Source organism: Mesorhizobium sp. WSM4832, from assembly GCF_055811115.1.
The window spans coordinates 147,350-160,895 of sequence record NZ_JBVVQH010000013.1 but is presented as its reverse complement, the minus strand read 5'-3'; the positions used below and the strand labels follow the sequence as shown (position 1 = coordinate 160,895).

The following is a 13,546-nucleotide window of genomic DNA, read 5'->3' as shown; positions in this document are numbered from 1 at the left end:
CTAAAGCAACAAGGGTGTGCCCAAACAAAAAGAGCCGGCACAGCGCCGGCTCTTTTTTGGACGTCTGCGGCGATCAGGCCGCCGCTGGCCTGCGGCCGGCGGCGGTGGCGAGTTCGCGGATGCCTGGTTCGATATGCTGCAGCGAGATCGAGGAGATGCCCAAACGCATGAAACGAGAGGGCTTTTCGCTGCGGTCGAAGAACCGGTCGCCGGGTTCGATGATGACGCTGCGCGAAGCGGCGGCTTCGGCCAGACCGCGTGAATCGGTGCCGCGCGGCCCTTCCAGCCAGAGCGATGTGCCTCCTGCCGAATCGGTCGAGCGCCATTCTGGCAGGAAAGCGGAAATCGCATGGACCAGACGCTTGCGCCGCTCGTCGAAGGCGGTGGAAAGCCTGCGCACCAGCGCCTCGTGATGGCCGAGCGACAGGAACAGCGCAACGGCGCGCTGGTTGTTCGCCGGCGGGTGCCTGAGCATGAACCGGCGCAACGCGCGAAGCTCGGCGATCAGTCCGGCCGAGGCCACGATGTAGCCAAGCCTGAGACCCGGAGCCAGCGTCTTCGACATCGAGCCTACATAGATGACGCGGCCCGAGCGATCGAGGCTCTTCAGCGCCTGCTGCGGCGCCTCGTCGAGCAGTTGGCTGTCATAGCCGTCCTCGATGATGATCTGGTTGTGGCGGTTGGCGCGCGCCAGCAGATCCTGCCGCCGCTCCGCCGACAAGGGCACCATGGTCGGGCAATGATGGCTGGGCGTGACGAACACGAAGCCTGAATCATTGGGAATAGAAGAGGTCACGATGCCCGACTGGTCGACCGGGACCGGCTGGATGTCGGCGCCGGCCAGGCGGAAGATCGAGCGGGCGTCGGGATAGCCAGGATCCTCCATCGCCACCTTCGAACCCTTGGTCATCAGCAGCGTGGCCAGCATGTAGAGCGCGTTCTGCGCGCCCAACGTCACGATGATCTCGTCCGGATTGGCGAAGATGCCGCGCCGCGGCAGAAGCCTGGCCTGGATCTGCTCGATCAGCAGCGGATCGTCGCGGTCCACCATGTCGGACGCCCAGTTGCGGATCTCGAGCACTGCCAGCGCCATGCGGTTGCACTCGCGCCATTCGGCGGTCGGGAACAGCGCCGGGTCGAACTGGCCATAGACGAACGGGTAGGAGGACTTGATCCAGTTGTCGTGCTTGGCCGGCGGCGGCATGTCGCTCGCGGCGATCTGCCGGCGCGCCTTCCAGTCGATCTCGTTCTGCTGGTCCGGCGCCTTCTGGTGCGGCTTGGCCGGAGTGGCCAGCACGTCCGGATTGACGAAATGGCCGCGCCGCTCGCGCGCCACCAGGAAACCTTGGTCTACCAGCTGCTGAAAGGCCAGAACCACCGTACCGCGGGCAACGCCAAGTTTTTCCGCGAGAATTCGGCAGGACGGCAACGGCATCGAAGCGGCGATCTGTCGGTCGAGAATGGCCGCGACGATAGCCTGGCGGATCTGTGCCTGGAGGGTTTGGCCGGATTCAGCCGAAATCCGGAACAGGCCGGACCATATGGCCGTGTCATTGCGCTGTGACATGGGAAATCTTCCTCGGATGGCCAGCTGTTTTCACTTGGCTGGACCAGTGGAGTGTATGGGTGGCATAAGGGGTTGCGCCAATCAATTTTTCTGATCGCTGGGATTTATGCCAGTGATCTATCAAGCGCGACGCGCAGCGTCGTCGCCGCGCGATAAAGCGCGATGCGAAGCATCGTCGCGGCAGTATCCAAGCGCGACGCGCAGCGTCGTCGCGGCGCGTTTAAGCGCGATGCGAAGCATCGTCGCTGTGAAATTCCCAGGCCCTCACCGCCCGGCACCATGCCTCATCAAAGCGTGATCCTGCGCGGCATTGCCGCGCTTGAACGAAATGGAAATCGGCTTCAATAGAATGACGCGACGACACGCGCCGGAAACATCCAGCCTGCTAAGATAAGTCTAAAAACCTGCCAGGAGCCCGCCAGTGGACCAGTCATCTTTCGACAAGCAACTTGCCGCCCTGCGTGATCAGCGCGCGGCTGCCAAGGGCTCGATGCGCGAGGCCTTCGCCGCCGATCCCAAGCGCTTCGAGACCTTTTCCGCCATTGACGGCGATCTTCTGCTCGACTGGTCGAAATGCGCGGTCGACGCAAATACGATGACGATGCTTGAGAAACTCGCCGGCGCCGCGGATATCGAAGGCCGCCGCGCCGCCATGTTCGAAGGCAAGAAGATAAACATCACCGAGAACCGCGCCGTGCTGCACACCGCGCTGCGCAACCTGACCGGCACGAGCGTCGTGGTCGACGGCCAGGACACCAAGGCCGACGTGATCGCGGTGCTCGACGCCATGGGCGCTTTCGCCGACGCCGTCCGCTCCGGCAAGGCGGCTGGCGCCACCGGCAAGAAGATCACCGATATCGTGAATATCGGCATCGGCGGCTCGGATCTCGGCCCGGCGATGGTGACGCTTGCGCTCGCGCCCTACCATGACGGACCGCGCGCCCATTACGTCTCCAATATTGACGGCGCCCATATCCATGACACGCTGAAGGGCCTGTCTGCCGAAACGACCCTGTTCATCATCGCCTCCAAGACCTTCACCACCGTCGAGACGATGACCAATGCTCAGACGGCGCGCGATTGGGTTCAGAAGGCGCTTGGCAAGGAAGCGGTCGGCAAGCACTTCGCCGCCGTCTCGACCGCGCTCGACCTTGTGGCGAAGTTCGGCATCGAACAGGATCGCGTCTTCGGCTTCTGGGACTGGGTCGGCGGCCGCTACTCGGTCTGGAGCGCGATCGGCCTGCCGGTGATGATCGCCGTCGGTCCGCGCAATTTCCGCGCCTTTCTCGACGGCGCGCATGAGATGGACGAGCATTTCCGCTCAGCACCCATGCGCAAGAACCTGCCGGTGTTGCTGGGGCTGATCGGCTGGTGGCACCGGGTCGTCTGCAAATATCCGGCCCGCGCCGTCATTCCTTACGACCAGCGCCTGTCGCGCCTGCCGGCCTATCTGCAGCAGCTCGACATGGAATCGAACGGCAAGAGCGTCACGCTGGATGGCACCGCGGTCGCCACGCCGACCGGCCCGCTGGTCTGGGGCGAACCCGGCACCAACGGCCAGCATGCCTTCTTCCAGCTCCTGCACCAGGGCACCGATTTTATCCCGGTCGAGTTCCTCGCCGCCGCCGTTGGCCACGAGCCCGACCTGAAACACCAGCACGACCTCCTGCTTGCCAACTGCCTGGCGCAGTCGGAAGCCTTTATGAAGGGCCGCACGCTGGAAGAGGCGCGCGCACAGATGCTGGCCAAGGGCATGAAGCCGGCCGATGTCGACAGGATCGCGCCGCACCGTGTCTTTTCGGGCAATCGCCCCTCGCTGACCATCCTTTACCGCAAGCTCGATCCGCGCACGTTGGGCCGGCTTATCGCGCTCTATGAACATCGCGTCTTCGTCGAGGGCACCCTGTTCAACATCAATTCCTTCGACCAATGGGGCGTCGAGCTCGGCAAGGAATTGGCGACGGGCCTGCTGCCTGTCGTCGAGGGCAAGGAGACTGCCGCAAAACGCGACGCCTCGACGGCCGGACTGGTGGCTCATATCCGCCAATTGCGCGGCAGGGAGTAAAGGGACTTGGCGGACATCAAGGGAATACTGTTCGACAAGGACGGCACGCTTGTCGATTTCAATGCAACATGGCTTGGTGTCGCCGATTTCATGGCCATGGACGCCGCTGAAGGCGATCGCTGGAAGGCCGATCGCCTGCTCGCCGCCGCCGGCTTCGATTTCGTCAGCAAGCGCTTCAAGCCGGATTCGATCTTTGCCTCGGGCTCCAACATGGATGTCGTCGAGCTCTGGTTCCCGCGCCTGTCCGACGAAGACCAGATGCTGGCCGTCTCCCGCTTCAACGAGATCACCTCGGTGCAAGGCTCATCGATGGCGGTCGCGTTGCCGGGCGTTGTCGAGTCGCTGCGCACATTGCACAAACGATCCTATCGGATGGGTGTTGCCACCAACGATTCGACCAGCGGCGCCGAAAAGACGCTCGCCACGCTGGGCATAGCGCAGCTCTTCGACGCGGCCTTCGGCTACGATGCGGTGGCGAACTCCAAGCCGGCGCCCGACACGGTGGTCGCTTTTTGCGATTTGACCGGGTTGAAGCCGGGCGAGATCGCCATGGTCGGCGACAACCGCCATGACCTCGAAATGGCGCGCGCCGGCGGCTGCGGGCTGGCCGTGGGCGTCCTCTCCGGCACCGGCACACGCGACTCGCTGGCGCCGATGGCGGACGTCATCCTGGATTCGGTTGCCGACCTGCCGGACTTCCTCTCGGAGCGGGTCAAGGAGACGGTCTGAAGGGGAAGGCCTGGGATTAAGATCAAATCCTTGGGCTTTCCTGCCCGCGGCCGAGATGGGTCTCGTGGAGACGAGAAGCGCCATGGCGACGATTGCGCTGTTTCATTCAGTTCTTGGCCTCAGAAAGGTTGAAATGGACGCCGCCGATCGGATGCGTGGGGCTGGTCATATCGTCGTTACGCCCGATCTCTACGCGGGCCTTGCGGCCAGCTCGATTGACGACGGCTTTGAACTCATGAGCACGGTCGGATGGGAGGTGATCTGCAGGCGTGCGCGAGCAGCGCTTGAACCACTGCCTGAAACAGCCGTCCTGGCCGGGCATTCGATGGGTGCGGGTGTAGTGGGCAGCACGTGGCCCGGCAGGGCTTTGTCCGCCGGCATAATCCTTCTCCATGGCCTCGCGGAAATCCCGCGGAACGCGCGTCGTGGGATTCCGATTAGTGTGCATGTTGCTGATCCGGATCAGTTCGCGCCCCCGGAAGAGGTTGCCGGCTGGGCGGCAATGGCGGAGAAAACTGGCGTCGCTGCCAATGTATTCACATACCCTGACGTGGGGCACTTCTATACCGACGAAACTTTGCCCGACTACGATCCGGCCGCGACCGAGCAGACGTGGGAGCGGGTGCTGCGTTTTCTGAACAGAGTTTGACTTGACGCGTCAGCGCTCTCCCGCCTCAAACGAAAACACACCGCTCGGCCTCGTCGCAGCATCCTTCGCGTCGCCGAAATCCGGCACCTGATACTCCGCCAGCAACCGCAGCCGCGACAGCGGCAGATCGTTGCGGCGGGGATCGCCGACCAGAGCCTTGATGCCGGCTACCAGGCAGCGGTCGAGGAACGGGATAACCCGCAGAGCGACGTCCCGGCTGTAGAACACATCGCCCGCGAGCACCAGGTCGACCGCCGGCGGCGGACCGACGGTGACGTCGTCATCGCATATCTGGATGGCGACGCCGTTGGCCTGCGCGTTGAGGCGGAGCGCGACGACGCCGTTGCGGTCGATTTCCGCCGCGATCACCTCGCGCGCCCCGGCTTTTGCCGCCGCGATGCCGACCAGCCCCGAGCCGGCGCCGAGGTCGAGCACCCGCTTGCCGGCCACGATCGCCGGATGGTCCAGCACATAGCGAGCCAACACCGCGCCGCCGGCCCAGGCATAGGCCCAGTAGGGCGGCAGCGGCCCGGCTGCGCTTTCGTCGTCCGATTCGAGCAGCCGCCGCAGGCCGCTGCCGGGATGGGCAAGGTAAAGGCGGATGTCCGGCAGCGAGGGCACCGGAGCGAGCCGCATGTTTGCCTGGATGAATTCCGCCGGGTCAAGCCTCGTGGCTCGCTCCGGCGTTACGCTTTCGGAAGGCTTGCTCAAGCCTATTCCCGCAGCGCGCGCCGCAGGATCTTGCCGACCGGCGTCTTCGGCAACTCGGCGCGGAACTCGATGTATCTCGGCCGCTTGTAGCCGGTCAGGTTCTCGCGGCAGTAAGCCATCAGCGTCTCGACGGTGAGCGCCGGGTCCTTCTTGACCACGAACAATTTAGGCACTTCGCCGGAATGCTCGTCCGGCACGCCGATCGCCGCCACTTCCAGCACGCCGGGGTGATGCGCCACCACTTCTTCCAATTCGTTGGGATAGACATTGAAACCCGAGACCAGGATCATGTCCTTCTTGCGGTCGACGATCTTGGTGTAGCCGCGCTCGTCCATGAAGCCCATGTCGCCGGATTTGAAGAAACCGTCCTCAGTCATCACCTTGGCGGTCTCGTCGGGCCGGTTCCAGTAGCCAGCCATCACCTGCGGGCCGCGGATGCAGATCTCGCCCACTTCGCCGAGCGGCACGTTGTTGCCGTCGTCGTCCCGGATGGCGATTTCCGTCGAAGGCAGCGGCAGGCCGATCGTGCCGGTGAAGTCGCTGGAGCTGAACTTGTTGGCGGTCGCCACCGGCGAGGTTTCGGACAGCCCGTAGCCTTCGCTCACCGGGCACCCGGTCAGCGCCCTCCAGCGCTCGGCGACACCCTTCTGCACCGCCATGCCGCCGCCCAGCGTCAGGATCAGCGGCTTGAAGTCCAGCTTGCGGAATTCCTCGTTGTTGAGCAACGCGTTGAACAGCGTGTTGAGGCCGGGGAAGATGTGCATCGGGTATTTCGCCAGTTCCTTGACGAAGCCCGGAATGTCGCGCGGGTTAGGGATCAGCACGTTCTGCGCGCCTTGCTGCATGCCCATCAGCGCGTTCACCGTCAGGGCGAAGATGTGATAGAGCGGAAGCGCGCAAATGAAGTTGAGATGCGCCGGCTTCGGCTTGACCGCGTAGGCATCCTCCACCCACAGCGAATTCTGCGCGACGTTCGAAAGCACGTTGCGATGCAGCAGCGTCGCGCCCTTCGAGATGCCGGTGGTGCCGCCCGTATATTGCAGGAAGGCGATGTCGTCGCCCGAAACCGCCGGCGGCTTGAAGGCGATGGTCGCGCCGGTTTTCAGCACGGCGTTGAACTTGACGTGGCCGGGCAGTGACCATGCCGGAACCATCTTCTTCACCCGCCGCACGACGAGGTTGACGATGGCGCCTTTGAGGCCGCCCAGCATGTCGCCCATCGCAGCGACGATGACATGCTTCACCTGCGTCCTGGCGATCACCGCCTGCAGCGTGCCGGCGAAATTTTCGAGAATGACGATCGCCTGCGCGCCGGAATCCTTCAACTGGTGCTCCAGTTCGCGCGGCGTGTAGAGCGGGTTGACGTTCACCACGGTGTAGCCGGCGCGAAGCACCGCCATCATCGCCACCGGATATTGCAGCACGTTCGGCATCATCAGCGCCACGCGCGCGCCCTTCTCCAGGCCTCGCGCCTGCAGATAGGCGCCGAACGCGGCCGAGAGCCGCTCGAGCTCGGCATAGGTGATCGACTTGCCCATGCACACGAAGGCCGGCCGTCCGGCGAATTGCTTGCAGGCGCCGACAAGGAACTCGCCGATGGACTTGTAGGGCAGGGCGCCGATCTCCGCCGGCATGTCCTTCGGATAGCTTTTCAGCCACGGTTTTTCCGGCAGGCCGACCGTGAGTTCGGTGATCGCCTTCGGCAGGCCCTTGAGGGCAGGCTTGGCGGTGGTCGGCTTCGCGGCCGCTGCTTTTGCGGCTGGCGGCTTGTCCACTTTCGCGGCTGCCGCCTTGGCCTTTGCCGCTGCGGGTTTGGCAGCGGCCGGCTTTGCCGCTGGCTTGGCAGGTGCCGCCTTTGCGGTCGTCTTGGCCTTGGGCGCTGCGGCGGCCTTGGCAGACTCGGGCGCATCGCTTCTGGCGGCCTTGGCCTTTGCTTTCGCCCGGCCTGTCGTCTTGGCTGCTTTTGCCACCTGTCTCTCCCTGTCGCCTTCGATCTGGGCGCCCGCTTCCAAAACGAAGCGTCCTCCACGCCGGTCGCGGATTTTCCGGGAAATCCCGTCCATCGTCTATGTATTGCCTCTATCGGCGGCCGTGCAAGCCTTGCCCCAGCGGCAAGGCCGGGAAAGATTTGCCGTCGAAATCTTATGCTCCGATGACGTCACGCATCGTGCTTGAACGGCGGGAGATCTCGCGCCGTCACGCATCGGGCGCCCATTTCGAGAAGCGGCCGATCAATAAAAAAATGTCTTCGTTAATAATATCGTGAGCAGAAAATATTGCTCATTTTTTCTGCGATTTGAGCAAGACATAGATTCTTTTCCTGCTTCCCATGGGGTACGCAAACGAGGTGTTCCAAAGGCGCAGAAACGGTGCTTATATGCGCGCTTCGCGAGCCTGATAGAGGGGCTTGAGAGAACATCAGGGAGTGCTCAATGAAAAAGACAATGACTTTTGCAGCCGCGTTGCTGGCTGCAAGCGTCCTCAGCGGCATGGCCAGTGCTAAGACGCTCGTCTATTGCTCGGAAGCGTCGCCGGCCAATTTCGATCCGGGTACGACGACCGGCGGCAACGACTTCGACGCGTCTTCGCGCACCGTCTATTCACGACTGGTCGAATTCAAGCACGGCGGCACCGAGATCGAGCCTGGTCTCGCCGACAAGTGGGAAATTTCCGACGATGGCCTGGTCTATACTTTCCACCTGCATCCAGGCGTGAAGTTCCAGACCACCGATTATTTCAAGCCGACGCGCGACTTCAACGCCGATGACGTCGTCTTCTCCTTCGATCGCCAGTTCAATAAGGAGAATCCTTGGAACGGCGACAAGTATCTGCCGAACCTCACCTGGGACTATTATACCGGCATGGACATGCCGAAATACGTCGCCAAGTGGGAGAAGGTCGACGACCTTACCGTCAAGCTGACGCTGACCGAGCCGAACGCGCCGATGCTGGCCAATCTCGGCATGGATTTCGCCTCGATCGTGTCGAAGGAATATGCCGACCAGCTCCAGAAGGACGGCAAGATGGCCGACTTCTCGACCAAGCCGATCGGCACCGGTCCGTTCCAGTTCGTCGACTACCAGCTGGATTCGGTCATCCGCTATGCGGCCAACCCCGACTACTTCAAGGGCAAGGAAAAGATCGACGACCTGGTCTTTGCCATCACGCCTGACGCGACCGCCCGCATCCAGAAGGTGCTGGCCGGCGAATGCGACGTCGCGCCCTATCCGAACCCGGCCGACATCGCCACCATCAAGGCCAACAAGGACGTGACCCTGATGGATCAGGCCGGCCTGAACATCGGCTACATGAGCTACAACACCACGATCCCGCCGCTCGACAAGCCGGAAGTGCGTCATGCGCTCAACCAGGCGATCGACCGGGAATCGCTCATCAAGTCGCTGTTCCAGGATGCCGGCGCGACGCCCGCCGAAAACCTGATCCCGCCGACCATGTGGTCGTGGGACAAGGACGTGAAGACCGACGCCTACAATCCGGAAGCGGCCAAGAAGGTTCTGGCCGATGCCGGGCTGAAGGAAATCCAGCTCTGGGCCGCCGACCGCGTTCGTCCCTACAACCCGAACTTCCAGCGCGCGGCTGAACTGATCCAGGCCGACTGGGCCAAGGTCGGCGTCAAGGCGAATATCGTCAACTACGAGTGGACGAAGTATCGCGAGGAAGGCAAGAAGAAGGACCGCCCCGGCGCCTTCCAGATCGGCTGGACCGGCGACAATGGCGATCCGGACAATTTCTTCGCCACCCTCTTCGCCTGCTCCGCCATCGGCGTCTCGAACTACTCCAGCTGGTGCGACAAGGATTTCGAGGACCTGATCCAGAAGGCCAAGAAGACCAGCGACCAGGCCGAGCGCACCAAGCTCTACGAGCAGGCGCAGGTGATCTTCGCCAAGGAAGCTCCGGCTTTCCTGCTGGCCCACAGCCAGGTTTACGCGGTCGTTCGCAATAATGTCAGCGGGTTCAAGATGGACCCGCTCGGCATTCATCGCTTCGACGGCGTTGACAAGGCCGAGTAATATTGCGAACGGGGCGACGCCAACTCCGGCGCCGCCCCATTCCATTTGACGATGCTCCGATATCTTCTCCACAAAATCGCCCTCCTGATCCCGACCCTGGTCGGCATCACCATCTGCGCCTTTGCGTTCGTCCGGCTGCTGCCCGGCGACCCGATCCTCGCCATGGCGGGCGAGCATGGCGTCGCCCCCGCCCGCTATGAAGAGCTCAAGCAGCAGTTCGGTTACAACCTGCCGATCTGGGAGCAGTATGCGCGCTATGTCGGTGAGGTCGCCACCGGCGATTTCGGCGTCTCCATTTCCTCCAAGCGCCCGGTCCTCGAGGAGTTCAAGACACTCTTCCCGGCGACGCTGGAACTGTCCTTCTTCGCCATGATCTTCGCCATGGTGCTCGGCGTTCCCGCCGGCATCTTCGCCGCCGTCAAGCGCGGCTCATGGTTCGATCAATCGCTGATGGGCACCGCTCTCGTCGGCTATTCCATGCCGATCTTCTGGTGGGGCCTGCTGCTCATCATCTTCTTTTCCGGCTATCTCGGCTGGACGCCGGTCTCGGGCCGCATCGGCCTGCAGTTCTTCTTCAAGCAGATCACCGGCTTCATGACCATCGACAGCCTGCTCTACGGCAAGTGGGACGCGTTCCGCTCCGCGCTCAGCCATCTCGTGCTGCCGGCGATCGTGCTCGGCACCATTCCGCTGGCGGTGATCGCGCGCCAGACGCGTTCGGCCATGCTCGAGGTGCTGGGCGAGGATTATGTCCGCACCGCGCGCGCCAAGGGCCTTTCGTCAGCCCGCGTCATCGGCGTGCATGCGCTCCGCAACGCGCTGATCCCGGTGGTCACCACCATCGGCCTGCAGGTGGGCACGCTGCTTGCCGGCGCCATCCTCACCGAGACCATCTTCGCCTGGCCGGGCATCGGCAAGTGGATGGTCGATTCCATCTTCAAGCGCGACTATGTCGTCGTGCAGTCAGGCCTGCTTTTGATCGCGCTCATCGTCATGGCGGTGAACCTCATCGTCGATGTGCTCTATGCCGTCATCAACCCACGTATCAGGGCGGCATAAATGAGCCAGTCGACGGAAATTGTCCCAATGGCGGCGGGCAGCCCGGATCGTCTCACCGGCTTCAAGACCTTCTGGCACTATTTCTCGGTCAACCGCGGCGCCGTGATCGGCCTGTTCGTCTTCATCCTTTTGGTGCTGGCTGCGCTCTTGGCGCCGCTGCTCGCGCCCTATGCGCCCGACGTGCAGGACAAGACCGCGTTCCTCAGGCCTCCGGCCTGGCAGGCCGGCGGCAGCGCCGAATATCTGCTCGGCACCGACGCCGTCGGCCGCGACATCCTCTCGCGCCTGCTTTATGGCGCGCGCTTCTCGCTGCTGATCGGCGCCGTCGTGGTCACGCTTGCGCTCACCGGTGGCATCACGCTCGGCCTGCTGGCCGGCTATTTCCGCGGCTGGGTCGACGTCGCAATCATGCGCGTCATGGACCTGATCCTGGCCTTCCCGTCGCTGCTCCTGGCCCTGGTTCTGGTCACCATCCTCGGCCCGGGCCTGTTCAATGCCATGCTGGCCATCTCGCTTGTGCTGCAGCCGCATTTTGCCCGCCTGGTGCGTGCGGCGGTGATGGCCGAGAAGAGCCGGGAATATGTCGTCGCGGCCAAGGTCGCCGGCGCCGGCCACGTCAGGCTGATGCTCGCCACCATCCTGCCCAACTGCCTGGCGCCTTTGATCGTCCAGGGCACGCTGTCCTTCTCCAACGCCATCCTGGAAGCCGCCGCGCTCGGCTTCCTCGGCCTCGGCGCCCAGCCGCCGACGCCGGAATGGGGCACGATGCTTGCCTCGGCGCGTGAATTCATCCTGCGCGCCTGGTGGGTGGTCACTTTCCCGGGTCTCGCCATCCTCATCACCGTGCTCGCCATCAACCTGGTCGGCGACGGCCTGCGCGATGCGCTCGATCCCAAGCTGAGGAGGTCGTGATGGCGCTGCTCGACATCCAGAATCTCGTCGTCGAATTCCAGACCGCGTCCGGCCCGTTCCGCGCCGTCGACGGCGTTTCGCTCCATGTCGACGAGCGCGAGGTCCTCGCCATCGTCGGTGAATCCGGCTCCGGCAAGTCGGTGTCGATGCTGGCCGTGATGGGCCTCCTGCCGTGGACGGCCACGGTGACGGCCGACAAGATGAGCTTCAATGGCCGCGACCTCCTGAAGATGGGCCCGGCCGAGCGGCGCAAGATCGTCGGCAAGGACATGTCGATGATCTTCCAGGAGCCGATGGCCAGCCTCAATCCCTGCTTCACGGTCGGCTTCCAGATCGAGGAAGTGCTGCGCTTTCATATGGGCATGGATAAAGCGCAACGCCGGGAGCGCGCCATCGAGCTGTTGAAGCAGGTCGGCATTCCCGAGCCAGCCGAGCGGCTGAGCTCCTTTCCGCACCAGATGTCCGGCGGCCAGTGCCAGCGCGTCATGATCGCGATTGCCATCGCCTGCAATCCGAAGCTTTTGATCGCCGATGAGCCGACAACCGCGCTCGACGTCACCATCCAGAAGCAGATCCTCGATCTCCTGGTCTCGCTGCAGGCCAAATACGGCATGGGTCTGATCATGATCACCCACAATATGGGCGTGGTGGCCGAGACCGCCGACCGCGTCATCGTCCAGTACAAGGGCCGCAAGATGGAAGAGGCCGACGTGCTGTCGCTGTTTGAATCGCCGAAGAGCAACTACACGCGCGCGCTGCTTTCTGCGCTGCCGGAGAACGCCGTCGGCGACCGGCTGCCGACCGTCTCCGACATGCTGTTCGAGCCGGCGCCCCAGGGAGCTAGTGCATGACCGGAGCCGGCGCATGACCAAGGTCGTCGAAGGCAAGAACATCGTGCGCGACTATCATGTCGGCGGCGGCTTGTTCCGCGGCGCGCGCACCGTGCATGCGGTGAAGGGCGTCTCCTTCAGCGTCGACAAGGGCAAGACACTCGCCATCGTCGGCGAGAGCGGCTGCGGCAAGTCCACGCTCGCCCGCATCATTACGCTGATCGATCCGGCCACCTCCGGCGAGCTCTTCATCGACGGCAACAAGGTCGACATCGCCAGGGACGGGCTGACCAAGGAGATGCGCCGCAAGGTGCAGATCGTCTTCCAGAACCCTTATGGCTCGCTCAACCCGCGCCAGAAGATCGGCGACGTGCTCGGCGAGCCGCTGCTCATCAACACCGACAAGCCGGCCGAAGAGCGCCGCGACCTTGCGATGAAGATGCTGAAGAAGGTCGGGCTGGGACCGGAGCATTATAACCGCTACCCGCATATGTTCTCGGGCGGCCAGCGCCAGCGCATCGCCATTGCCCGTGCGCTGATGCTGAACCCGAGCCTCTTGGTGCTGGACGAGCCGGTCTCGGCGCTTGACCTCTCGGTACAGGCGCAGGTGCTCAATCTGCTCGCCGACCTGCAGGACGAGTTCCAATTGACCTACGTCTTCATCAGCCACGATTTGTCCGTCGTGCGCTATATCGCCGACGACGTCATGGTCATGTATTTCGGCGAAGCCGTCGAATACGGTCCGCGCGACGAGGTCTTTTCAGACCCCAAGCACGCCTACACCAAGACCCTGTTTGCCGCGACGCCGCGCGCCGACGTGGCAAGCATCAAGGCGAGGCTGGCGAAGAAGAAGGCGGCTTAAGCCCGCAGATCGTCATTCTAGGGCGGAGCGCTGCGAAGCAGCGCGCAGACCCTAGAATCCATGCCGTTACCTGGACCATAAGCGCAGCGGTGCAGAATTTTGCACCGTGAGCGGCGCTCACGAGTCACGGA

General features: G+C 63.4%; 12 protein-coding genes. 9 read left to right on the top strand and 3 right to left on the bottom strand.

Going from position 1 to position 13,546, the window contains the following annotated elements; all coding sequences use genetic code 11:
- Nucleotides 1-73: 73 nt before the first annotated feature.
- A complete protein-coding gene (gene pdxR, locus AC0L2L_RS19420) occupies nt 74-1,567 on the bottom strand; it encodes a MocR-like pyridoxine biosynthesis transcription factor PdxR (protein WP_027165994.1) in 1,494 nt (497 codons plus the stop codon).
- 162 nt (nt 1,568-1,729) lie between these two features.
- Between pdxR and AC0L2L_RS19415 the strand changes: the two genes are divergently transcribed.
- The 4 genes from AC0L2L_RS19415 to AC0L2L_RS19400 all read left to right on the top strand — a co-directional run bounded on the left by AC0L2L_RS19415 (nt 1,730) and on the right by AC0L2L_RS19400 (nt 5,010).
- Nucleotides 1,730-1,915 (top strand): hypothetical protein, encoded by a 186-nt coding sequence (locus AC0L2L_RS19415; protein ID WP_473580283.1) that lies wholly within the window; start codon nt 1,730-1,732, stop codon nt 1,913-1,915.
- Between the two features lie 73 nt (nt 1,916-1,988).
- Entirely contained in the window at nt 1,989-3,632 is a 1,644-nt protein-coding gene (pgi, locus tag AC0L2L_RS19410; RefSeq protein WP_473580281.1) for a glucose-6-phosphate isomerase, read from the top strand.
- Nucleotides 3,633-3,638: 6 nt separating this feature from the next.
- Complete coding sequence (locus AC0L2L_RS19405; RefSeq protein ID WP_473580279.1) at nt 3,639-4,361, top strand: HAD family hydrolase; 723 nt, start codon at nt 3,639-3,641, stop codon at nt 4,359-4,361.
- An 82-nt stretch (nt 4,362-4,443) separates the two neighbouring features.
- The gene (locus tag AC0L2L_RS19400; protein ID WP_473580277.1) at nt 4,444-5,010 is read left to right on the top strand and encodes a dienelactone hydrolase family protein; all 567 of its coding nucleotides are present in this window, start codon (nt 4,444-4,446) and stop codon (nt 5,008-5,010) included.
- Nucleotides 5,011-5,019: 9 nt separating this feature from the next.
- On the opposite strand, the gene AC0L2L_RS19395 is transcribed toward AC0L2L_RS19400, so the two are convergent.
- Nucleotides 5,020-5,646 carry a class I SAM-dependent methyltransferase gene (locus tag AC0L2L_RS19395; protein ID WP_473580355.1) on the bottom strand — a complete coding sequence of 209 codons (627 nt, stop codon included), beginning with the start codon at nt 5,644-5,646 and terminating at the stop codon, nt 5,020-5,022.
- Between the two features lie 77 nt (nt 5,647-5,723).
- Nucleotides 5,724-7,691 carry a long-chain-fatty-acid--CoA ligase gene (locus tag AC0L2L_RS19390; RefSeq protein ID WP_473580276.1) on the bottom strand — a complete coding sequence of 656 codons (1,968 nt, stop codon included), beginning with the start codon at nt 7,689-7,691 and terminating at the stop codon, nt 5,724-5,726.
- A gap of 462 nt (nt 7,692-8,153) precedes the next feature.
- On the opposite strand from AC0L2L_RS19390, the gene AC0L2L_RS19385 reads away from it, so the two are divergent.
- The 5 genes from AC0L2L_RS19385 to AC0L2L_RS19365 are packed head-to-tail and all read left to right on the top strand — an operon-like array spanning nt 8,154 to nt 13,415.
- The gene (locus tag AC0L2L_RS19385; RefSeq protein WP_027165989.1) at nt 8,154-9,752 is read left to right on the top strand and encodes an ABC transporter substrate-binding protein; all 1,599 of its coding nucleotides are present in this window, start codon (nt 8,154-8,156) and stop codon (nt 9,750-9,752) included.
- Between the two features lie 51 nt (nt 9,753-9,803).
- Nucleotides 9,804-10,811: an ABC transporter permease subunit gene (locus AC0L2L_RS19380; protein ID WP_473580273.1), complete on the top strand. Its 1,008-nt coding sequence runs from the start codon at nt 9,804-9,806 to the stop codon at nt 10,809-10,811.
- A gap of 27 nt (nt 10,812-10,838) precedes the next feature.
- Nucleotides 10,839-11,723: an ABC transporter permease subunit gene (locus AC0L2L_RS19375; RefSeq protein WP_473580353.1), complete on the top strand. Its 885-nt coding sequence runs from the start codon at nt 10,839-10,841 to the stop codon at nt 11,721-11,723.
- Nucleotides 11,723-12,574, top strand: a complete 852-nt coding sequence (locus AC0L2L_RS19370; protein ID WP_084508013.1) for an ABC transporter ATP-binding protein — start codon at nt 11,723-11,725, stop codon at nt 12,572-12,574. The genes AC0L2L_RS19375 and AC0L2L_RS19370 overlap by 1 nt, the downstream gene beginning before the upstream one ends.
- A gap of 13 nt (nt 12,575-12,587) precedes the next feature.
- Nucleotides 12,588-13,415 carry a dipeptide ABC transporter ATP-binding protein gene (locus AC0L2L_RS19365; RefSeq protein ID WP_473580272.1) on the top strand — a complete coding sequence of 276 codons (828 nt, stop codon included), beginning with the start codon at nt 12,588-12,590 and terminating at the stop codon, nt 13,413-13,415.
- Nucleotides 13,416-13,546: the final 131 nt, after the last annotated feature.